The 21,418-nt window shown below is 62.3% G+C and carries 22 protein-coding genes and 2 pseudogenes; 12 read left to right on the top strand and 12 right to left on the bottom strand.

The genetic code is table 11. The features are described from left to right. Positions 1 to 78 precede the first annotated feature (78 nt). A complete protein-coding gene (locus NWE53_RS29100; RefSeq protein ID WP_265055192.1) occupies positions 79 to 516 on the top strand; it encodes a Ros/MucR family transcriptional regulator in 438 nt (145 codons plus the stop codon). Between the two features lie 36 nt (positions 517 to 552). Further along, positions 553 to 825, top strand: coding sequence for an HU family DNA-binding protein (locus NWE53_RS29095; RefSeq protein WP_265055191.1), 273 nt, complete (start codon positions 553 to 555; stop codon positions 823 to 825). A gap of 644 nt (positions 826 to 1,469) precedes the next feature. Here the strand turns inward: NWE53_RS29095 and NWE53_RS29090 are convergent. Then, complete coding sequence (locus tag NWE53_RS29090; protein WP_265055190.1) at positions 1,470 to 2,225, bottom strand: IclR family transcriptional regulator; 756 nt, start codon at positions 2,223 to 2,225, stop codon at positions 1,470 to 1,472. Positions 2,226 to 2,332: 107 nt separating this feature from the next. On the opposite strand from NWE53_RS29090, the gene NWE53_RS29085 reads away from it, so the two are divergent. From NWE53_RS29085 to NWE53_RS29070, 4 genes are all read left to right on the top strand, one after another. Further along, positions 2,333 to 4,036, top strand: a complete 1,704-nt coding sequence (locus NWE53_RS29085) for a thiamine pyrophosphate-binding protein (protein WP_265055189.1) — start codon at positions 2,333 to 2,335, stop codon at positions 4,034 to 4,036. 58 nt (positions 4,037 to 4,094) lie between these two features. Then, entirely contained in the window at positions 4,095 to 4,907 is an 813-nt protein-coding gene (locus NWE53_RS29080; protein WP_265055188.1) for a transporter substrate-binding domain-containing protein, read from the top strand. A 91-nt stretch (positions 4,908 to 4,998) separates the two neighbouring features. Then, positions 4,999 to 5,667 (top strand): amino acid ABC transporter permease, encoded by a 669-nt coding sequence (locus NWE53_RS29075; protein WP_265055187.1) that lies wholly within the window; start codon positions 4,999 to 5,001, stop codon positions 5,665 to 5,667. After that, positions 5,652 to 6,437 carry an amino acid ABC transporter ATP-binding protein gene (locus NWE53_RS29070; protein ID WP_442865078.1) on the top strand — a complete coding sequence of 262 codons (786 nt, stop codon included), beginning with the start codon at positions 5,652 to 5,654 and terminating at the stop codon, positions 6,435 to 6,437. Before NWE53_RS29075 ends, NWE53_RS29070 begins: the two co-directional genes overlap by 16 nt. 61 nt (positions 6,438 to 6,498) lie before the next feature. Here the strand turns inward: NWE53_RS29070 and NWE53_RS29065 are convergent, their stop codons facing one another. Then, positions 6,499 to 6,786 carry a hypothetical protein gene (locus NWE53_RS29065; protein ID WP_265055186.1) on the bottom strand — a complete coding sequence of 96 codons (288 nt, stop codon included), beginning with the start codon at positions 6,784 to 6,786 and terminating at the stop codon, positions 6,499 to 6,501. Positions 6,787 to 7,780: 994 nt separating this feature from the next. Between NWE53_RS29065 and NWE53_RS29060 the strand changes: the two genes are divergently transcribed. After that, positions 7,781 to 8,809 carry a 3'-5' exonuclease gene (locus tag NWE53_RS29060; RefSeq protein ID WP_442865076.1) on the top strand — a complete coding sequence of 343 codons (1,029 nt, stop codon included), beginning with the start codon at positions 7,781 to 7,783 and terminating at the stop codon, positions 8,807 to 8,809. Between the two features lie 25 nt (positions 8,810 to 8,834). Here NWE53_RS29060 and NWE53_RS29055 read toward each other — a convergent pair. Next, a pseudogene (locus NWE53_RS29055) lies at positions 8,835 to 9,529 on the bottom strand (transposase); the annotation flags it as partial. Positions 9,530 to 9,705: 176 nt separating this feature from the next. Beyond that, complete coding sequence (locus NWE53_RS29050; protein WP_265055185.1) at positions 9,706 to 9,864, bottom strand: hypothetical protein; 159 nt, start codon at positions 9,862 to 9,864, stop codon at positions 9,706 to 9,708. A 391-nt stretch (positions 9,865 to 10,255) separates the two neighbouring features. On the opposite strand from NWE53_RS29050, the gene NWE53_RS29045 reads away from it, so the two are divergent. Continuing rightward, positions 10,256 to 10,597 (top strand): ATP dependent DNA ligase, encoded by a 342-nt coding sequence (locus tag NWE53_RS29045; protein WP_265055184.1) that lies wholly within the window; start codon positions 10,256 to 10,258, stop codon positions 10,595 to 10,597. Between the two features lie 19 nt (positions 10,598 to 10,616). Here the strand turns inward: NWE53_RS29045 and NWE53_RS29040 are convergent, their stop codons facing one another. From NWE53_RS29040 to paoA, 5 genes are all read right to left on the bottom strand, one after another. Then, the gene (locus tag NWE53_RS29040; RefSeq protein ID WP_265055183.1) at positions 10,617 to 10,823 is read right to left on the bottom strand and encodes a hypothetical protein; all 207 of its coding nucleotides are present in this window, start codon (positions 10,821 to 10,823) and stop codon (positions 10,617 to 10,619) included. Between the two features lie 51 nt (positions 10,824 to 10,874). Next, on the bottom strand, positions 10,875 to 11,099 hold the full coding sequence (locus tag NWE53_RS29035; RefSeq protein ID WP_265055182.1) for a hypothetical protein: 225 nt from the start codon (positions 11,097 to 11,099) through the stop codon (positions 10,875 to 10,877). A gap of 561 nt (positions 11,100 to 11,660) precedes the next feature. After that, the gene (paoC, locus tag NWE53_RS29030) at positions 11,661 to 13,871 is read right to left on the bottom strand and encodes an aldehyde oxidoreductase molybdenum-binding subunit PaoC (RefSeq protein ID WP_265055181.1); all 2,211 of its coding nucleotides are present in this window, start codon (positions 13,869 to 13,871) and stop codon (positions 11,661 to 11,663) included. A 3-nt stretch (positions 13,872 to 13,874) separates the two neighbouring features. Beyond that, entirely contained in the window at positions 13,875 to 14,825 is a 951-nt protein-coding gene (locus tag NWE53_RS29025) for an FAD binding domain-containing protein (protein ID WP_265055180.1), read from the bottom strand. Continuing rightward, positions 14,822 to 15,457, bottom strand: coding sequence for an aldehyde dehydrogenase iron-sulfur subunit PaoA (gene paoA / locus NWE53_RS29020; RefSeq protein WP_265055179.1), 636 nt, complete (start codon positions 15,455 to 15,457; stop codon positions 14,822 to 14,824). Before paoA ends, NWE53_RS29025 begins: the two co-directional genes overlap by 4 nt. A gap of 791 nt (positions 15,458 to 16,248) precedes the next feature. Between paoA and NWE53_RS29015 the strand changes: the two genes are divergently transcribed. From NWE53_RS29015 to NWE53_RS29005, 3 genes and pseudogenes are all read left to right on the top strand, one after another. Next, positions 16,249 to 16,599, top strand: coding sequence for an MbcA/ParS/Xre antitoxin family protein (locus tag NWE53_RS29015; RefSeq protein ID WP_265055178.1), 351 nt, complete (start codon positions 16,249 to 16,251; stop codon positions 16,597 to 16,599). 8 nt (positions 16,600 to 16,607) lie between these two features. Then, on the top strand, positions 16,608 to 17,120 hold the full coding sequence (locus NWE53_RS29010) for an RES family NAD+ phosphorylase (protein ID WP_265055562.1): 513 nt from the start codon (positions 16,608 to 16,610) through the stop codon (positions 17,118 to 17,120). 238 nt (positions 17,121 to 17,358) lie between these two features. After that, positions 17,359 to 18,115: pseudogene (locus NWE53_RS29005) on the top strand (site-specific integrase); the annotation flags it as partial. A gap of 154 nt (positions 18,116 to 18,269) precedes the next feature. On the opposite strand, the gene NWE53_RS29000 reads toward NWE53_RS29005, so the two are convergent. Both NWE53_RS29000 and NWE53_RS28995 read right to left on the bottom strand, forming a co-directional pair. Continuing rightward, on the bottom strand, positions 18,270 to 18,617 hold the full coding sequence (locus tag NWE53_RS29000) for a type II toxin-antitoxin system PemK/MazF family toxin (RefSeq protein WP_265055177.1): 348 nt from the start codon (positions 18,615 to 18,617) through the stop codon (positions 18,270 to 18,272). A gap of 191 nt (positions 18,618 to 18,808) precedes the next feature. Next, entirely contained in the window at positions 18,809 to 20,110 is a 1,302-nt protein-coding gene (locus NWE53_RS28995; protein WP_265055176.1) for a MobA/MobL family protein, read from the bottom strand. A 151-nt stretch (positions 20,111 to 20,261) separates the two neighbouring features. Here NWE53_RS28995 and traD point away from each other — a divergent pair, with 151 nt between their 5' ends. Further along, positions 20,262 to 20,789 (top strand): conjugal transfer protein TraD, encoded by a 528-nt coding sequence (gene traD / locus NWE53_RS28990; RefSeq protein ID WP_265055175.1) that lies wholly within the window; start codon positions 20,262 to 20,264, stop codon positions 20,787 to 20,789. On the opposite strand, the gene NWE53_RS30145 is transcribed toward traD, so the two are convergent. After that, on the bottom strand, positions 20,674 to 21,003 hold the full coding sequence (locus NWE53_RS30145) for a type II toxin-antitoxin system RelE/ParE family toxin (protein WP_442865102.1): 330 nt from the start codon (positions 21,001 to 21,003) through the stop codon (positions 20,674 to 20,676). The genes traD and NWE53_RS30145 overlap by 116 nt on opposite strands. Positions 21,004 to 21,418: the final 415 nt, after the last annotated feature.

Here is a 21,418-nt window from a genome sequence, read left to right as displayed (position 1 = left end):
AATGGCCATAAGCGATAGTCAAAGCAGTTGATTCTCGCCATTCTTGACGAGGCGAGTCCGAGATTCCAGGAGAGAAAGATGTCCGAAGAGAACGAAAACCTGATCGGTCTCGTCGCCGATATCGTGTCGGCTTACGTTTCTAATAACAGTGTGCCTACGGCTGACCTTCCCGGTCTAATTGCCACCACTCATGCGGCGATCTCTGGCCTCGGCACCTCGCCCGCGACCGTCGCCGAGGAGCGGCCGACCCCGGCGGTTTCGATCAAGAAGTCGATCACACCTGACTTCCTGATCTGCCTGGAGGACGGCAAGAAGTTCAAGTCGCTGAAGCGACACCTCCGCACCGCCTACGGTATGACGCCAGAGGAATACCGTGCGCGCTGGGGTTTGCCGCCTGACTACCCGATGGTTGCTCCCGCTTATGCCGAAGCTCGCTCGACCCTGGCCAAGAAGATGGGCTTGGGCCAGCAGCGGCGGAAAGCGCCCGTCCGCGGCAAGACTACCAAAGCGCACTGATCGCCGCGATCTTCATCGAACTAGCTGGAGGGAAACATGACCAAGAATGAACTGATTGCTGCAATCGCCGAAGACGCAGCCAAATCGAAGGCCGACGTGTCGGCTGTGCTCGCCTCGCTTGCAGGCGTGGTTTCGAAGACGCTGAAGTCCGGCGGAGATGTAACCTTCGGCGGCGTTGGCAAGCTGTCCTCGGCTAAGCGCGAGGCGCGACAGGCCCGCAATCCTTCGACCCGCGCCATGATTGACGTGCCCGCAAAGACTGTCGTGAAGTTCAAGGTCTCAAAGGAGCTGGCTGACACTGTCGCCTGAGTAGGGCCTCGAACAGATCGGATGGCATGATGTCAGGACCCTCCGATCTGCTCGGGCTTTGAACGGGGAGGGGCCTGCTGGTCGTATCAGTACAGCGGTGCTCCAAAGCATCTGCGGAAAGCCCCAGCATCATCCGCATCAGGAAAACTGACGCGGATTCGCCTATGATATGGCTCCCAGAGGATGCAAGCCTGATGCGATGAGCCATAGCCCAATATCGCAGAGGCGCTCGTTCAGCGTGGCTGCGTCGAGGGGAAGGTCGACATCGAAGGCTCCCTTCGGTCCAGCACGGGTATTCACGGCGTCGACAGCCTGCTGCACACTCGTCCTCCTGCCTTTTCAGGGTCTGTGACCGCGCAAATGCCGAGCGCGGTCTCTTAGCTGCGTGCGGCGGTTGCTGTCGTGTGGGGTGAGTAGAGGTAAGCTTGGGCTCTGCGCGAGGTTAAGGCTGATGCCGTTTGCACTGACAACGAATCACGTCCGGGCCGGCTCTGGGTGCGAGATTAGATCTCGACATACTATATGATAGTAATTCAATTTTTTGAAGAAACGAATGATGCCTGAACGGACATGTATTACTACAAGAATTTCATTTTTAGCTTAGGCACGGCGTGAATATGCTAGGGCCGTAATGTCCTATTTGCCTATCGAATCCAGCGTTTATCTCCAATGCGTGCGCCGAAATCGTGCCCGAACATAAGCAATTTATCGATGATGGGTTGATCGCTGGCGTTGACGAAAGCAAAGAGAGGGTATGACACGCTGATTGCAACGTTGACGCCTTTTTGTGGCCCCTCAAACGCAACCGCGATGGATTTCACCCCCTCGAATAGTTCCTGGTTCGACACTGCGTAGCCGCGCAGACGCGACATCGCGACCTCCCGCAGGAGATCATCGACGGACGCTACCGTATGTTCGGTCAGCGGCGCGGATGGGGCGCTGAAGAGACCGCGAATTTCGGCATCGCTTTTCAGCGCGAGCAGGGCCTTGCCCATGGCGGCCGCATAAGCCGGCAATCTGTGCCCAGGCTCGACAGTGAACTGGATCGGCTGCGAGCCCCGCGCTGTCTTGAGGACGACGATCTCGGCGCCCGACAGCACCCCAAGCCAGGCCGTGTGTTGGGTCTGGATTGCCAGCTCTTCGATTTCCTTTTGCGCCAGCTCCACCAGATCGAAATTCCGGTGGAAGCTGGCCGCGAGCTGCACGGCCAGAATGCCGGCCCGATAGCGCTGGGTCGCCGGGTCCTGCTCGAGCAGACCGCCGCCCGCCAGCGAAGCCAGCAGGCGCGAGGCGCTGCTGCGGGTGACTTTCAGGTGGCGGCTGGTGTCTCCGACCCGAAGCTCGCCGCCGGAGTCGACGAGCAGCCGGAGGGCGCTCACCGCCTTCTCGATCGATTTCATGAATACCCGGCTTCGCAGCTTGACGCAGGACAAATCCGCTGCGTACCATTAATAATCAACATGTTGCATAATACGCAACATTATTTGGATGTCAACAGGAGACACCAATGCAGGGCACCGGCGGCGCGCTAGTTTACGAGACCCTCAAGAGCCACGGGGTGACCTGCCTGTTCGGTATGGAGGACCCGATCCATGTGTTCCACGCCGTCGACCGGGCGTTCACGCGGATCGTGACAGTGCGCGACGAGAAGCATGCGGCGATTATGGCGCATGGCTATGCCCAAGTGACGGGCCGTCCCGGCGTCTGCGCCGCGACCTTCGGGCCCGGTGCCACCAATCTGATCACGGGTCTCCTGGAGGCACAGCGCTCGTCGGTGCCGGTGATCGCGCTGGTCCAGGACCATCCGCTGCGGCTCAAGAACAAAAACGCCAGCAGCGCGCTCGATCACGCCGTCGCGCTAGCGCCTTACGTCAAGGACGTGACGCGCATCGATACGCCCGAACAGGCCGCCGATGCCGTGCGGAAGGCGTTCCGCATCGCGACCTCCGGCCGCCCCGGCCCGGTCGTCCTGCTTTGCCCCGGCGACGTCATGGCTGCCGAGGCCGAGGCGCAAGTCTGGGCCGATCCCGCCTACACGCATTTCCCGGCCAACCGAGTGCGGGCGAGCCGCGAGTCGATCGAGAAGGCCGCCGAATTGCTGTCCGCGGCGCGGCGGCCTCTGATCATCGCCGGCGGCGGCTCGGTCATTTCCGGAGCATCAGAGGAAATCCGCATGCTGGCGGAGGTCTTCGATTGCCCGGTCGCCACGACGATGACAGGACGCGGCGCGATTGCCGATGCGCATCCGCTCGCGGCGGGACCGCTGGGTTCGACGACCGGTGGTCGCTACGGCCGGGGCCAGATCTCGAACACGCTCTTTGCCGAGGCCGACGTCGTGTTCGTGTTGGGCTCGCGCACCGGCCAGCTCTGCTACAGCGATTGGTCGCTGCCTAGGCCGGAAGCCAAGCTGATCCATCTCGACATCGACCCTGCCGAGGTCGGCCGCAACTTCGCGACCGAGATCGCGATGATCGGCGATGTCAGGGATACATTGCGGGACCTCCTGGCCCACTGCGCCGATCGCGGTTTGGCGCGCACGGATGGCGCGCCCACAAAGCGGATTGCCGAGCTGACCCAGGTCTGGAAGGCGGAGTTCGAGCCGGTCGCGACCTCAACGCAGAAGCCGATCAGGCCCGAGCGTCTGCTGGCCGAGATCTCGGCCCAGGTCGAGGACAAGACTCTGATCGTCACCGACGCCAGCTACATCACGGGCTGGGCGATGAGCCATATCGACGTGCCGCGCCCCGGCCGCTTCATCCTGTCGCCACGGGGAACCAGCGGCATCGGCTGGAGCCTGCCCGCAGCGATCGGCGCCAAGATGGCCGATCCGTCGCTCAAGGTGATGTGCCTGACTGGTGATGGCGCTTTCGGCTACGTCTTCAACGAGCTCGAAACGGCAGCTCGCTACGGCGTCGACGTCACCGTCGTCGTCTTCAACAACGGGACGCTTGCCTTCCAGCGGCATTGGGAGCTGAAGGTGATGGGCCGCTATCTCGAATGCGATTTCCTCGACATCGACTATTCGGAGGTCGGTCGCGCCCTGAAATGCAAGGGCGAGCGTATTACCGATCCCGAGACGATCGCCGCGAGGCTGAAGCAGGCGCTCGCGACCGACGCGCCCTATGTCATCGACGTCGTCATCGACCCCAACGCGACTGCGCCCATCGTAGGGTTCGAAAAGCTGCAGCTCGAACGCGATGCCGTCCACTGACGGGCGATCGCCTCACGAGAGCCGATCTGTTTTACAGCACCAACAAAAGGGGAAGACCATGCTGAGAACTATCGCCAATGCACTCGCCTCGGCCGCCGTCGCGGCGGTCGTCGCGTTCTCGTCCACGGGCGCCTCGGCCGGGCCGACGCTCGATCGGATTATCTCCGAGAAGAAGCTGGTGGTGGGCGTCGCGCCCTGGAACAAGTTCGTCCTGCTCAACCCCAAGACGAACCAGTATGAAGGCCTCATCGTCGACGATATCCGCAATCTCGAAGCGATGACGGGCATCAAGGTCGAACTCGTCAACACGACCTGGAGCGGTCTCGTGGCGGGTCTTCAGGCCGGCAAATGGGACGTCATCATGAGCGGCCTTGGAGCGACGCCCGAGCGGGCCACCGCCGTCGCGTTCGGAGAGGCCTTCGGCTATCTCTCCTCCACCGCCATGGTTCGCGCCGACAGCCCGGTGCGCTCCTTCGCGGACCTCGACAAGGAGGGCAACACCGTCTCCGTGGTTTCGGGCACGGCGGCCCAGCAATATGCCCAGCGCAGCTTCAAGAAGGCGAAGGTCACGCCGCTCTCCGACACAGGCGCGGCGGTGCTCGAGGTCATGCAGGGGCGGGCGACGGCCTATATCGGCGACTCCGTCTCGAACGAATTGCGCGCGCAGGAGCGGCCGACCGAGCTTCGCAATGTGAAGTTCTCCGCCGACCAGACGGAGTGGACCAGCATGAACCATGCGGTTCGTTATGCCGATCTCGACTTGCTCGTCTTCCTCGACACCTATGTTCGCGCGATGAAGCTGCGCGGCTGGTATCGCGGGCTCGCGGAGAAGTGGAACCTGCCGCCCGAGCTGGCTGTCGGCCCGCGCTAGTTGTCTAGTCCTGCGGGGGCGGATGCGCATCGACCCCGTCCCCGGCAGGCGGACTTGCCTTTGCTCGGATCACCGCTGATCGGGTTGGATCATGAATTACACGTTTCAATTCGGCGTTCTGACCGAATACGGCCCCTATCTTGCCGGCGGCCTGTGGCATGCGTGGTGGACGAGTTTCCCCAGCATCATCATCACGACCATTCTCGGCGTCGTGCTCGCGGCGATGAGCATGTCGCAGCGATGGCTGATGCGCGGGTTCTCCGTCGTCTTCGTCGACCTGTTCCGAACGCTTCCCGTCGTGGTCCTGCTAATCTGGATCCACTATGTCATGCCGATCCTGACGGGAATTTCCTTCTCGCCGACGACGAGCTCGATCATCGCTCTGTCGCTGAACGGCGCGGCGCTCGCCTGCGAGGCGTTTCGCGGCGGGCTGGAAGCCATTCCTGCAACGCAGTTGCAGGCGGCGCAGTCGCTTGGCTTCTCCCGCTGGAAGGTGATGCGCTACATCACCTTGCCGCAAGCCTTCTTCGCGACGCTGCCATCCCTGACCAATGTCCATATCACCGTGATCAAGAACGTGACCGTCACCGTTTTGATCGCCGTTCCCGAGGTGATGTTCCGGGCTCAGGAACTCACTGTGCAGTTCTTCCGTCCGCTGGAATTCTATACCGGAGCAGCCGTTCTCTATGTCGCGCTGATCTGGGGATATGCCCTTCTCATGCGGATGCTCGAAAGGCTTCAAAAATGGCAGCCGATCTGATGATGGTCTCGACGGTTCCCGCGGCGACGACGGCCGTCATCCGCATTCGCGACGTCCACAAATCCTATGGTGCGGTCAGCGTTCTCAACGGCATCTCGATCGACGTCGCGCAGGGCGAGGTTCTGGTGTTGTGTGGCCCCAGCGGTTGCGGGAAGAGCACGCTCCTGCGCTGCATCAACGGGCTGGAGACGATCCAGCGCGGCGGCATCTCGGTGGGCGGTCGCAATGTCGAGACGGCCAATACGAATACGCTGCAGCAGATCCGCCTCTCGACGGGGTTCGTCTTCCAGAACTTCAACCTGTTCCCGCATATGACGGCGCTCGACAACATCATCATCGCGCCGATGAAGATTCTTGGCGTCTCGCAACGCGAGGCGACGGAGCAGGGCAGGGCGCTGCTCGAACAGGTCGGCATGCAGGAGAAAGCGGATGTATATCCGTTCCAGCTCTCGGGCGGACAACGTCAGCGCGTCGCGATCGCCCGGGCGTTGGCGATGAAACCCTCGCTCATGCTGTTCGATGAGCCGACATCGGCGCTCGATCCGGAGATGCGCGAGGAGGTGCTCCAGGTCATCCGAAAGGTGCACCAGGAGCACAACATGACGATGGTCGTCGTGACCCATGAGATCGGCTTCGCCAAAAGCGTCGCCAGCCGCGCCATGCTGCTCGATGCGGGGCGCATCGTCGAAGAGGCGCCGGCACGGCGCTTCTTTGAGAATCCTACCGAAGAGCGCACGCGGCGCTTCCTGCGCGCTATCATCAACGATTGATGTGGTCGAGCGCCCCGCGCTCACCGACGGGCGTCCCGATCGAAACGAGCCGCTTAATGCTTCACAGGATGTCCAGCTTGATTTCCAACGTGTCGTTCGCCGTGATGCGAGCCTCGCCCCTGCCGGTGATCGGGCGCGTGCCGTAGTCGCCAAGGAGTGCACGCAATCCGACGGCGTTGAAGCCGGTCGTGTTGATCGTCGCTTGGCTCACGGTCGTTTGGGCCAGCGGCGTCGAGATGTCGTTCCGAGACTGCGAGGTCACACCGTGTGCGAGCTCGCCCGACGTATTGATGGTGATGTCGGTGGCAGTGGTCGTCGCTGCGAACTGGGCTCCGGTCTGCTCCGTCACCGCAGCGGTCTCCTGAAATTTGCATGCGGGTACGACCGCGTTCGTGCAAACTGCACGAGGCAGCCGCGCGCAGGCCCATGCTCGCCCTTGCCAAGGCGACGCATGCTGCCGTCGATCTCTGGTCGAGTGGTCAGGCTCTCACCTTCGGAGTGACTGAGGAATCCGAGCGAGCGGTGGCCGAAACGATCAATCCTGCTGCTTGAGCAGCGCTGGAATTCGCTAGGTCGTGCCGTCGGCAGTGCCTATGATTGTTCGATCATGCCGTTTTCGTCGCTGAGTGATCCTGTCGATGTCGCCCGTGCCCAGGGCGCTCTCGACACGGTGTGGAGCGAGATCCGGTTCGGTATTCCCGACGCGACCAGGAGCCGGAGAGCGCGCGCCTTGCCAATATCGTGGCTTGTGTGGCCCATGTCGCGCTGGATGAGGCAGATCTGGTTCGTCGCACCTTGGAGCGATATCGGAGAAAAAGCCGATTAGCCGTGCCGTATTGAGGAAGCGATCCTCGGATCGGAGAATGCTGAAGGACGTCCTCCATGCCTCCTAATATCAAGAATCCGGAGGTCGATAAGCTGACCAGGGAACCCGACAGTTTTTCCGCGACCTCCAAAGGAGAAGCAGACAAATCCGCGAACGAGCAGAAAACTGCCCAAAAGGGCAGTCGGTCGATGCGCGATCGAATGTCGAAATCCCTCGCCATGGCGCGGGCTGCAGGGCTATTTGCGCCCGGCGATCACAAGCGCGAAACCGATGAGATGTGGAGCGACGACGCATGCTGTTCGCCGAAGCGACCGTAAGCGATCATGACAATCGATTGATCGTCGAGATCGGTCCTGTGAAACACGACCGCGGGGATTGCGCGCTGCTGGATGATCTGGCCTGACTTGCGCCCCAGCAGTAGCTCGAAGCATTTAGAGGTATCCCGCTGCTCCAAGGCGACTGGCACGCGGGGCACGGTCGCTCGCTAGCATGGAGAACGTCGTCCCAGGAGTAGAGGGTGGTCCGTGATAACGAAAGCAACAAGGGCTCAGCCTTGAAGAGCAATTCAAGCCAGTTTGACCTCTTCGATGATGCGCCTGGCCATCGGGAAACGCCGAGAGCTACGCCGCGCAAGCGGAAATTGGATAGTCCATCCAATCCGCCCGGCTGGGATGACGAGGAGGCCGCACAACGGCTGGAGCAGGGCGGTCGCTACAGAATCCTGCGCAAGCTCGTGGCGCGTCCGATCATCCCGCGCGCGGAGAGCGCATTTCCGAACCTTGCGGTTTTGATGGATACGGAGACGACAGGGCTCAATCACGTCAAGGACGAGATCATCGAAATTGGCGCCGTCGCTTTCACCTATGACGACGAGGGAGCGATCGGCGACGTCGTGGGCATCTACAGTGGCCTGCGCCAACCGTCGGAGCCGATCCCGGCGGAAATCACACGGCTGACCGGCATCACCGACGATATGGTCGCTGGTCGCGAGATCGATGTGGCAGCGTTGGATGCGCTGATCGAGCCCGCGGATCTCGTCATCGCCCATAATGCCGCATTCGACCGCCCGTTCTGCGAAAAGCTCTCTCCGACCTTCGCGTCGAAAGCCTGGGGCTGTTCGGTCAGAGAGATCCCTTGGGCGGATCTTGGCTTCGAGGGAAACAAGCTCGGCTACCTCGTTGGCCAATCCGGGCTGTTCCATGAGGGCCACCGCGCGACAGATGATTGCAACGCCTTGTTGGAAGTCCTGGCGAGGCCGGTGGGAGAGGGTGGGTCGAGTCCCTTTCTCGAACTCTTGCGATCGAGCGAGCGCAGCCGCGTTTGCATCTACGCTGAGAATGCGCCTTTCGACATGAAGGATCACCTTAAGGGCAGGGGGTATCGCTGGTCGGACGGCAGCGACGGCAAGCCGCGAGCCTGGTGGATCGAGATCGATGACGAGCTCCAGGAAGAGGAATTTCGCTATCTCCGTACCGAAATCTATTGCTGGGAGGATGCAGAGCCGCTGACGATCCGGCTCACAGCCTTTGATCGTTATCGCGCGTAGCGAGCGCTCGTGGTTGGCGGTGCGAGGTCCGCCCGCGGAACGTGCCGGATTGGCAGGTAGCGAGGTCGAGGCCGCAGAACTTCAGGAACTGGCGGTGATGGCCGAACCGCCGCAGGTCTCCGGCTTCGGCCAGGATTGTCAGAGCGTTGATCGGTCCGATTCCCGGGATCCGCCGCAGCAACCGGTAGTCGGGATGATCGGCCAGCGTGACCTGAGCGATCTCTTCGATCCGATTGCGCTCCCGGATCAGGCCCGAGCCTGGGCAATAATCATCCGGAACATCGTGATCGCCGCGCTTTCCTCCGGCACGGGCAACGCGATCGATGAGCAAGCCGTCTCGTAGATATCGTTGATCAGCCGAGCCTTGGATACTTTGCGGCCGACCAGAGACCAGGCCTCGGCCACGAACTCTTCCCCTTCCAGTGCGGTGATGCTGCCGGGTGTCGGGAAGCGCTCGATCAGTGCCAGGAACCAATCCGAGCGGCTATTGCCGGCGAAGCGGCCGATCTCCGGAAAGTACAGCGGCAGGTAATGCGTCAGGATGCGGTGCCAGGTCTGCGTCTTGGCCTTCGAAATCGTCTTGTGCGTCTTCGACAACTCCTGGAGATCGTTGATGCCGGCGGCCAACGGGTCGACATAGGCCTGCGTGGCACCGATCCGCAGCATGTGCAGGATGACCTGGGCGTCCTTAGGATCGTTCTTGTCCCAACCGTTGTGTAGCACAAAATGCTGCTCGAATTGGTTCGCCAGGATCCCGTGTGCCGGCGGCTGATGACCGCGCCTGGCGTCGGGGCGGTCGTCATCGGAGCGCTCGAGCCAAACGCGCCTCTATCGCGTCAAGAGTGGACCCGACCGATCGCGGATCGCCTGAAGATCCACGGCCTGGGCTACCGTATCTATTCGCCTCGTTTCGACGTGTTGCGCCGCAAATCGTTAATCATGCGGTCGAGCAGATCCAGTGCTTCAAAAGCAGATTTCTTCCAGCGCCTTTCGCCTACCGAAAAGCCCGTCAGGAATCCGGCCACGAAGACAATGACGAGCAGGCCAGCCTCCATGACGCGAGCCCTCACCAGATGCCATTGGGTACATAAAAGGCAAGGCGGTCGGCAACGGCTCGCTCGCGCGGCGACGCCCAATCCAGCCACAGACGCGTAAAGGGGAGCTTTCCGAGACCTCAGAAAGTCCGGCCTATCCTTGGAAGTTTCAAATGGGCGCCCTGTGCAAGCAGCGCTAAGGCCGTGTTCCCCGACCGCCTGACTGACCACGTTCCCTAACGGAACGAAACATTCCGCCGCTCGTTGGCGAATCGGTTCATTGGTGGGTGGTTCCATGTGTGCGCGTCAAGTTCTCAGGGCTGGGTTGGGGGGGAATGATCAAGGGCCGATCGCCCGGCGGCGGGGCAGTGGCGACTGGGTCAAGTCCAACTGCGTCCAAGCCCAGCGTTTCGTGATTGTCGGCTATGAGCCCTCGACAGCCGCGCCGGGCGGGATCGGCCGGCTGATTCTCGCGGGATGCCAAGGAGACCGACTGGTCTACATCGGCAGCGTCGGCACTGGATTCTGCGACGCCGACGCAACAGCGCTTCGCAAGCAGATGGACGAACTCATAATCCTGAAGCCGGCGCTCTGCATGAAGGGGCGTCGACAGGCGTATCGCTGGCTCACGCCAGCGTTGGTCGCGGAGGTCGAGTTCCGAGCCTGGACGGATGACGGAAAGCTACGTCACGCCTCTTACAAATGCTTGCGCGAAGATGCCGATTCCGCCGAGGTTTTCGAGATAAAGCCCTGAACGCCGGCGGTCGCGTCGCCTATTTCAACGGAGGACGTGGCGCCTGTAAATCGATCGGGCTCTTCGGCGCATCGCGCGGATCAATCTGGCTTAAGATCGCGCTGGGTGCCGGCGTGGTAGAGGTTGAATCCGACGAATATTGCCACGACGATGAACGCGATAATCGCGACCACGTCCGTTCGGCTGTTTTGGCCTTCTCGAGCGGCGCCGGATTGTCGATCGACATGGGGCGCTGTCCGTTTCGGAAGAACATTCGGCAGCGCCGAGCAGGTTCTCACTATTTTGAACCGCTGCCGCTCGGAACGCCTTCGTCAGGCTTTCCCGCCGCGCGCGCGCCGACGCCCGTCATCAGGGCGAGCGCATCCTCATAGACCTTTACGGCGTCAGCGATCTCCGCCATCTCGCGCTCTTCGTCGCTGTCATTCGTGAAGCCCATAAGTTCCTGGGCGCGCTCGATCGCGGCGTTCATTTCCTCTTCGTCGCGGATCACGAGGCGGGGCATGTCGGCTCAACGATGCGCCCGATTATTCGTTCCGCTCCTGCCGCCCCGAGGATGCCTCATGCCTGCGCATGAAGCGGCGCTCGCGTTCATATTCTTCCGGCTTGTGGCGGCCCTTTTATTCAAGCCAGAGCGACTTGACATTGGCCATTACGGCTTCGCGCGTCCATTCGCGCCCGCGATCATGCCGGTCTGGGGTAGACCGAAGGCTGATGCCCCAACTCCATGGGGCGCAGCGTTCCGGGGTGTTCCCGCTATCGTCGACAATCACGGCGACGCTCGGGCTCGTCATTGACACGCCAGTACGCCTCACAGTCCGGATACGTCTGCTGTCCGCGAACCTGAATGATGAGTCAGGAAACCGCCCTACGATCCGACCGCGCTCCGGGATCTCGTCGCGGAGCCGGAGGACCTGAACGCGACCTTCGCGGCGACCGACAAGCGTGTCCGCAACATGCCGCTGAAGATCCACCTGGTAGCACTTGGCCCGCTGCAACAGAGTAAGGGCGCCCGATAAGTCTATCGGGTGCCCTCTTGGAGCTCTATTGCAAAGGTCCCATCTGCCTACGCTGCATCCGGCATCCGCGTGAGCATCTTGTCCAGCGTGATCGGATAGTCGCGGACACGGATACCGGTGGCATTGTAGATCGCATTTGCGACCGCAGCGCCGACGCCGCAGATACCTAGCTCGCCCACGCCCTTCGCCTTCATCGGTGATGACATCGGATCCGTCTCTTCCAAGAAGACGACCTCCTGGTGGGGAATGTCAGCATGAACTGGCACCTCATAGCTGGCGAGGTCGTGATTGACGAAGAAGCCCCGCCGCTTGTCGATGGCCAGCTCCTCCATCAGCGCGGCGCCGGCGCCCATGGTCATCGCGCCGATCACCTGGCTGCGTGCCGTCTTGGGGTTGAGGATGCGACCGGCGGCGCAGACTGCCAGCATCCGCCTGATCCGCGTCTCCGCCGTCGCCGCATCGACCGCCACCTCGACGAAATGCGCGCCGAAGGTCGACTGCTGGTGCGTTTTGTCGAGGTCACCGTATTCCAGAACGTCTTCGCCAGTTAGCGGTCCGTCCTCGACAGCTTTTGCCAGTGGCAGGCTGCGATTGCCCGAATGAACCTGCTCATCCGAGAAGAGTGCCTCGGACGAGTTGATGCCGAGCTTCAGCGCGATCGCCTCACGCAGCTTCACGCAGGCAGCATAAACGCCGGCCGTTGAACTATTGCCGCCCCATTGCCCGCCCGAGCCGGCGGAAACGGGGAAGCGGGAATCGCCGAGCTTGACCACGACCTTGGTGAGGTCGACGCCGAGCATCTCGGCCGCGGTTTGGCCGATGATGGTATAGCTGCCGGTGCCGATATCGGTCATGTCGGTCTCGACCGTGAGGATGCCATCAGCCTCCAGTCGAACGCGCGCCCCGGATTTCATGACCAGGTTGTTGCGGAAGGCGGCGGCGACCCCCATTCCCACCAGCCAGCGCCCATCGCGCGTCTGGCCAAGTCGCGCCGAGCGCCGATCCCATCCAAAGCGCTGTGAACCTACCTTAAAACACTCATTGAGGCGCCGCATCGAGAACGGTCGCTCCGGCTTCTCTGGGTCGACTTGCGTGTCGTTGAGTAGGCGGAATGCGATCGGGTCCATGCCGAGCTTCTCCGCCATCTCGTCCATGGCCATTTCGAGCGCCATGAGACCTGGCGCCTCACCGGGCGCGCGCATGGCGTTACCTTCGGCCAGATCCAGGACAGCCAGACGCATCGTGGTCATCCTGTTTGGGCCAGCATAGAGCAGTCTGGTCTGCTGGACGGCAACTTCGGGCCCGCCGCCTTCAAGATCACCCGACCAGCTCTCATGGCCGATCGCCGTGATCGTGCCGTCCTTGGTCGCGCCGATCCGAATGCGTTGGATCGTTGCCGGCCGATGCGTCGTGTTGTTCATCATCAGCGGCCGCTGAAGCGCAATCTTGACCGGGCGTTTGGCCGTTCGTGCGCCCAGCGCCGCCAGCAGGACATCGGATCGCAGGAAGAGCTTCCCGCCGAAACCGCCGCCAATGAAGGGCGAGACAACCCGGATATTCTCCTTGGGAATGTCGAGCGTCGTCGCCATGTCCGCGACAGCCCAGGCGACCATCTGGTTCGAAGTCCACAATGTGAGCTTGTCGCCATCCCATGCCGCGAGGGTGGCGTGTGGCTCCATCATCGCATGGCTTTCGTCTGGCGTACTATAGGTCTCGTCGAGCTTGACAGGGGCCTCGGCGAAGGCGCCGGGAAAGTCGCCGACCCGTGTATCCGCCAGGCTAGGGTCGTCGTCGCTCTTGGGTTCAGAGGCGCTGCTTCGGGCTGCCTCGAGATCGAACCTTCCTTCGGTTTCGGCGTACTCCACGCGGATCAAGTTCGCAGCAGCACGCGCCTGCTCAAAGGTCTCGGCTACGACCACCGCGATCGCTTGGTGGTAATGTTCGACGTCGGGGCCAGCGAGCAACCGGGCGGTGTTCCTCTTTCCCTTTCCGAGCTTGCCTGCTTCCTTAGCCGTGACCACCGCAACTACGCCGGACGCCTTTCGGGCGGGCTCGGCATCGAGAAGCGAAATCCGCCCCTTCGCGATGCCCGAGGCGAGGATATACCCATACGCTTGGTTCGCGACGACATCATGCTGTTCGTAGGCGTACCGTGCGCCGCCCGTGACCTTCAGGGGACCGTCGATGCGATCGCGCGGCTGACCAACCACTTTCAGCTCGTCGATGGGATTGGTTGTAGCGGGTTTGTCGAATTTCATGGCTCAGGCCCTCGCTTCGGCCAGCACCGCTCCGAGCGTGCGCTCGACTAGCGGAAGCTTGAATGAATTCTCCTTCGTGGCCTTGGCGCCATCGAGTAGCGCCGCCGCCATGGGTTTGGCGCCTCTGGACAGCTCCGCCTCCGCCGCCTCCACCCGCCATGGCTTAGGTGCGACGCCTCCGAGCGCTACGCGGCCGGACCCGTCGCGTTGCACAATCGCTGCCACGGAAACCAACGCGAATGCATAGGAGGCACGGTCGCGGACCTTGCGATAGATCTGGGTACCGCCGACCGGCTTCGGCAACGTGACCGCTGTGATCAGCTCGCCTTGCTCCAGCGTGGTTTCGAGATGAGGAGCGTCGCCGGGCAGCCGATGCAGATCGGCGATCGCGATGGCTCGTGGCAAACCGTCCGGTTTGACCGTCTCGACCTGTGCATCGAGCACGCGCATCGCGACCGCCATGTCGGAAGGGTGGGTGGCAATGCAGGCGTCACTGACCCCGATCACACCGAGCTGGCGGGTGAAACCGCCGAGGGCGGAGCAACCTGTTCCGGGCTGACGCTTATTGCAGGGTTGGGCGGGGTCGTAGAAGTAAGGGCAGCGAGTCCGCTGGAGCAGGTTCCCGGCGGTCGTCGCGCGATTTCTCAACTGGCCAGAGGCGCCGGCCAGCAGCGCCCGCGACAGAACGCCATAGTCACGACGGACCCGTTCGTCGGCAGCCAGCGCAGTGTTGCGAACCAACGCGCCAATGCGCAGCCCACCCTCGGCCGTCGGCTCGATCGTATCGAGCTTCAGCGGGTTAACGTCGATGAGATGGGTCGGCGTCTCGATCTGCAGCTTCATCAGGTCGAGCAGGTTGGTGCCGCCCGCAATGAATTTTGCCTCGGGCTGGGCCGCGGCTGCCGCCGCCGCTGCTTTTGGGGTTTCAGCCCGTTCATATGTGAAAGCTCTCATGCGCGCCTCCCCGAAACCTCAAGCATGGCCTCGACGATGTTGGAATAGGCACCACAGCGGCAGATGTTGCCGCTCATGCGCTCGCGAATCTCTGCGTCCGTCACCTGGGCCGGCGAGTTCAGATCCGCGGTCACGTGGCTCGGGATCCCCGACTTGATCTCTTCGAGCATCGCAACTCCCGAGCAGATCTGGCCGGGCGTGCAATAGCCACACTGGAAGCCGTCATGCTTCACGAAAGCGGCTTGCATGGGATGAAGGTGATCGAGCGTACCGAGCCCTTCGATTGTCGTGACGTTGGCATCGTGATGCATGACCGCGAGTGTCAGGCAGGAGTTAATCCGATGGCCGTCGACGATCACGGTGCAAGCCCCGCACTGACCATGGTCGCACCCCTTCTTAGTCCCGGTCAGGTGCAAATGCTCTCGCAAGGCATCGAGAAGGGTCGTCCGTGTGTCGAGGTTAAGCGAGCGCTTCTCGCCGTTCACATTGAGCGAAACGCCGGCCTTCACCGGCTCGCCGACAGGGGATGGTTGAGCACGTGCGCCGCCGTTCATCATGGGCAACGCAGCACAGGCGCTGGCAGCAGCCATCAGGTCGCGCCTGTTCATTCTGAATTCTCCTGGAGTTGGCATATCCGCCTCCGATTTTGGTAAGGGACGCGCGAGCAACTTTCTGCACTCGCGCGGCATTGCAGGGAGAACGGGTGAGGCAGCCTCTAGTTCATTCTTGTTCTAATCAGCGCGCCCACGAACGAGTCAGAACCCGTCACCTACCAATAGGCGATGCATTTCCCGGACAGCTTAAGGCCGAACCCAGGACAGACCTGGAATAGCTGATGCCCGCCCATGAGAATTCGGCAGCGGCTCTCTCCGCCATCTATACTACCCGAACCACGCTGGCCGCGGCCATCGTTCGCTAGCTTGTCGATGCACTCGGATTGCGCTGGAATTGACTACGCTTGCCGACAACCGGCGCATATGCCCTGGGGATGCCGAGTCCCAAGCTGGGCGAGCTGGAATCAAGCAGCGCTATCTCCAACGGTTTGTCGACCCGGCGTTCGATCCACACCGAATCAGCCTCGCGGCGATTGCTGAGGTCGCTTGGCGAGCCTACGCGGATTGCGCAAGAGCCCTCTCACGCGCAAGCCGGTGCAGGATATTCAAACCCAGGATACGACTTTCGAAAGACTGGCTCGCTGCGAAACAAGCCATCGAGGCTGCCGCCAAGCGCTACCACGACGTCGCAGGCCGGGGGGCGCATTCTCATCACAGTCACAACGGCAGGGCAGTACCGGCCGGCACAAGCGTGGCTGAGAGGGAATTGCCGCGCGGTGACGACGATCATCGATCCCCGCTGCCTTGAAAATCACATAGATTGACGCGATATTGCGTCACATTATGAGTTGTAGCACCGGAGCAGTATGATGGCTCTTACCCAATTCGCCCGAAGCGGCATCTTCGATCCCAAAATGATCGCAGACGCGTTCAAGACGAGCAGCGCCGAACTGGCCCACACCGTCGGACTGGGGCGTGATGCCGTCCAGCGGAAGAACCGCATCGCGGCAGTGGCGACACAGAAGCGGCTGCGGTCGATGATCGAGGTCATCAACAAGGTCAGCCCGCGCTTCGGCTCGGATCTGATCGCATATGCCTGGTACCGGTCGGAGCCTCTGGCTGGCTTCTCGGGGCAAACCGCGATGCAGCTCGTGAAAGCCGGACGCGTCGACGATGTTCTCGAATACATCGACGCGGTCGATGCGGGAGTCCATGCCTGATCATGGCTGTGGCCTATAGCGGCAAGCTCTACCGCGCACTCAATCCGATCTATGCCAGAGAGCCCCTCTCCGGGGCAGGCGCCCAGAAATACGGCGGTCGCTTCAACGCCAAAGGAGTCGCCGCCCTTTACACCTCGCTAGCCCCCATCACAGCGCTACGCGAGGCCAATCAGGCCGGAAGCCTTCAGCCAACGACGCTGGTTTCCTACGAAGCTGAGATCGACCACATCTTCGATACCCGCGACCTCAGCGCCATGGCTGCCGAGGGCATCACGCCAAACCAGCTATTTGCGATCACGTGGCGTGACGAAATGCGCGATCACGGCCTTTCACGAACACAGATCTTCGCAAACAAGCTGATCAAGGAAGGATATCAGGGCATCCTGGTCCGCAGCTTCGCAACCGGGGCTGATTTCGGCGATACCAACCTCGTTCTTTGGAAATGGGGCCCAACTGCCCCCTCGAAGATTAGCCTCATCGACGATGAGGGGCGCCTATCGCAATCTCCAGCCAATCCATGATGCCAGCTCGCATCGCCTGGTAGATCACCAGCTCAGCCTTCGACTTCAGCGGCCGCTCTTCGGGGCCGCTTTTTTCACAACGTCGCTATCCTCGAAGCCCTCGGCCTCAAAGACGCCGGGCACGCCGACAGCATCTGGACGCCGGTCGCGCCAACACGGTCCGCGGCTCGGAATCGCACGCATCCAAGTTCCATAATGTTCCTTATGCGAATCCCGGCTGTAGGCGCAAAGTTAAAATGACACCCGCCGGGCCTACGCGGCCGATTGGCGGCACTTTTCGAGTTAGTGTCGACGCCAGGGCCTTGAAGCCTCGCAGCCCGTTCCGCAACACGTCGGCCTTTACATCACCGCCTGTGCGGCGGGCGTGGCCACGGCCGATCGCAAGCCAAACTCCGTCTCCACCATCGAGCGGCGGCTTTCGGCCCTAACCTGGGCCTATGCGCAGCGCGGCACGCCGCTGGATCGCAAAGATCGCCACATCGCGACCGTGCTTGCCGGCATCCGCAACACCCACGCCGCCCCGCCGCGCCAGAAAGAGGCCGTCCTGCCCGAGGACGTCATTGCCATGCTCGAGACGCTCGAGCGCGGGACGCTCCGGGGTCTTAGGGACCGGGCCATGCTGCTCGTCGGCTTCGCCGGCGGCCTGCGACGCTCCGAGATCGTCGGGCTGGACATCGGTCGCGACCAGACCGAGGACGGCCGCGGCTGGGTCGAAATCCTCGATAAGGGGATGATCGTCACCCTTGCGCGGCAAGACCGGCTGGCGCGAGGTCGAGGTCGGCCGTGGCTCAAGCGACGGCACCTGCCCGGTGGTTACGCTCCAGACCTGGTTGAAGCTCGCCAGGATCGCCCACGGCCCTCCGTTCCGCCGCGTTACCGGCCAGGGCAATGCCGTCGGCCCGGATCGGCTGAACGACAAGGAGATTGCCCGGCTGGTCCAGCGCACAGCGCTCGCCGCCGGTGTCCGCAGTGACCTCGCCGAGGGAGATCGCGCGGCTTTGAAGAATCGTCAGCGTAGCGACCCGAGGTCTGCGCGCGCGGCCCCAGATCGAGCTTAGCTCGATTGCCGCGAGTTTGCAGCGAGATGCTGCAGCGAAGCGGGTCGGCGCTGTGATCGTCCTCTTGCTGGCTCACGGATGGTCGCGTCCGTTAAACACCCATGTGTTTCTTGAGCTGATTACTGACCTCAGCCATTAGTGGGGGTTTGATACGGCCAAGCTTCTGAGCGTGGGCTGCCTCGATTGTCGCGATCTTCACGGGACGGATCACACTCGGCGCCGGCAAACCGGCCTCCTCATAGAGCCGTCCCAGCGACACATCCCCGACCCATGGCCGATTCTCGGCGCTGGTGATCATGACGACCCACAACAGGGCATCCCCCTCCCCGATCGCACCGTTGCTGACAACAAGCGCCGGGCGGTGTTGCCGGGTGTTGCGATCGGTATAGGGGGAAGGCACCCTTACGACGTCCCCCTGCCGGAAATCAGAGGTCGGCATAAGCCCTCCGGTCGGCTTCGCTATCCCATTCGCCGAACGTGCCGAACGGATCCTCGGCCACGACCGACGCCGGCGCCTTCCGGATCACGACCGCAGCGCCTTTGATACTGTAAGCGATTTTGTCGCCTTCCCGCAGAGGCGGCCGGGCCAGCCGCCTCCCCTCCCGTGTAAAGGGAGTGCTCTAGCTGATCTCACAATTCGAAGCCGTCGCGCCCCTGACGCCGCTTTGGTGAGCGTGGCTTGGCCGGCCGGTCGGAGGTATCGGGTCCGACAAGGTGCCCTTCCTGGCGAAGGCGCCTGTACATTTCAGGGTCGGGAATCTCCCAACGCCTGATCATCTCACGCGTCTCGGCCACCAGTATCCCATGTATGGGATCGTGCCGAAGCACTTCCAGACGATCCGCGATCTTACTGACGGCGATGACGATGACTTTGCCGAGGGCGCGAACGACGGCACCGAGGAGAGCATCCTGTTGGGCTGTGTTTGATTCACGCCGCTGCTGCTTCTCGATGAACCGCAGTAGCAAGGCCACCAGCGGCTTTTCGCGATCGCTGGTGTGTTCGAGGCGCCACAGCGCAGGAAAGGGCTTCGCGAGCGGTTCGGGAGGTCTCGTCTTCACGGCCGCTTTCGCGGCCTCGGCTAGCGGATCGGGCGCCCTAGGCTGCCTCGGTTTCAGCAATTGCCGGGCAGCCCGCTCCTGAGCCGCCTCGCCTTCAGCTACGATGCGCGCTGCTGTCGCGTCGCTCTCCTCGGCCTCCGCTTTCGTGATCTGGCGGTCGGCCTCGGCGAATTGAGCTCGGGACTTGAGCATGGCTTCACGACCGCCATTCCGCCACTCCGAGGGTGAGTGCTTGCGCTCGGGTTCCGCCGAGATGCCCAGGGCAACGTTCGATCGGAGATCCACGATGATCGAATGTCCCGCCTCGGCAAGTGCCCGGGTAGCCATCTCGGCCCAGCCGGCGCGCAGGGCCTTAAGCGCCCCACGGCGCGCGGTCGGCGTCGCTGCCGGGTTGTAGGTCTTAGCCGCCCCGCCCCTCGTCGGCGATTTCCGATTTGCCCGCCTGAAGAACTGCTCCCGGCCACGCTCGATCCCGTCGAGCGCGCGTTCAGAAAACATCAGGTGCAGATGGGGCTGGGGCCTGCCGTCCGCTGCCTTCGGACTGTGGATCGCGAAGCTGAAAGGATGCTTCACGCCGAGATGGGCGTCGATGAACCGGCGGGCCAATCGGTGCGCCGCGGCGGGGTCGAGTTCGCGCGGTAGCGCGACCTGGATCTCGCGATAGGTCGAGCCGTTGGCGCGCTCGTTCTCGTCGGCAGCACGCCAGAAATTCGCGGGATCGGATGCGGCCCATTTCGGCATATTTCCATGCCCGGCTGCGACGAGATCGTCACCGCGCTGCCGTTCGTATTTTCCGCCGCGAACGACGTACTCCATGTGAGCTGCCGCCTTGCCCGCTTTTCCGACTTTCACACTTAAGTGCCGGATGGCCATCCGCTCTTCAACTTCCAGGAGGAGAGGCGCAGGGTTTCCCTCGCCTCGATAGATTCTACTGAGATAGAAACTACTAATCGCGCCTTCCAAACAACAGGAAGGCCAATGCCAATAATTATACCGAGTTTGCGAACCGCCATGCAACCGAGCTATGACGGATATCGTAACCGATGATGCGAGCTCTGATATGTCCGACGGAAATTCGACCGAAGAGCGGCTAAACCGCTACCTTCAGACCAAGGAAAAACTCACGCGTGACGAGAGCAAATATCTTGACTTGAACTTTAAGAGGGACCGGACTCCGCCAGAGCAAAAACTTTTTGCCGCTTTGCGGACTGAGCAGATCGCGCGACAACGAACCCGGGACGCCAAAAAAAACCGGTCGAGGCTAGAGGCCCAAACCCGGAAGGCCGAGTCTGAGGCAGCCAGGAAAGCGCGGACGCACCAGATGCTGGAGGCCGCCGGCCTGATGGGCCTCGCCGGTCTGCTGGACAGGCAGACAGGCGCGCTGCAGCTCGACCGAGAGATTTTCATGGGCGCCCTGGTCGCCTTGAAAGAGGCTATCAACGCAAAGGGGGACCAGGGCGAGCGGTTTCGACTTGCCGGCCGGACGCTTCTGGCAAATTCGCGCCAGAAGCCGATGAACCAACCAGCCACTCCTGAAAGCCGTCAGGGCTAGGGATACTTCTGGCGGCCTGCAGGACGCGCACGATCACGATGCGTTCTGCCTCGACGCGGTAGACCACGATGAAGAGCGTCCCGGGCGGCGCGAACTCCCGGGTGCTCTCAATCTGGCCGACCCGGCCCATTTCCGGAAACCCGCCGAACTTCTCGACCGACGCGCGAATCCGGGCGACCTGGTCACGCGCCGCGCTCGGATCGTCCTGAGCCATGATGCTTGCACGGCGCGCCAAATTTTGCAGCGCCCGACAGCTGTGTACCACCTTCATGCGCGCCGGGACGTCGCCGAGATGACCGCTTCGACCGCCCCGAAGGCCTCGTCAGCTTTGATCAGGTCCTCACGATCGGCCTCCTCAAGACCGGCCCGCACTTCAGCCCTAAACCATGCATCGTGGTCCACTGCCTCGCGCTAGCGCCGCAACCGCTCGGCCTGGTCGCGCCCGACGGTGCCCGTCGGCCTCCTCATGGCCGCTGGCATCGACCTCGAAATGGGCGAGCCCGAGCTCCGAAGGCCGCCGCGCAGTTGAGATGCCAGGTCCGCAGCTGCCGGCGGGTCGAGGCGACCGCCCGCTCCAAGGCGCCATAGCGCACCAGCACCGCCCACCGCCGGGTTGTCCGAGCACGGTG

This window comes from Bosea sp. NBC_00550 (assembly GCF_026020075.1).
Classification (GTDB): domain Bacteria; phylum Pseudomonadota; class Alphaproteobacteria; order Rhizobiales; family Beijerinckiaceae; genus Allobosea.
The sequence above is the reverse complement of the archived record's forward strand: the minus strand, read 5'-3'. Positions and strand labels throughout refer to the sequence as shown.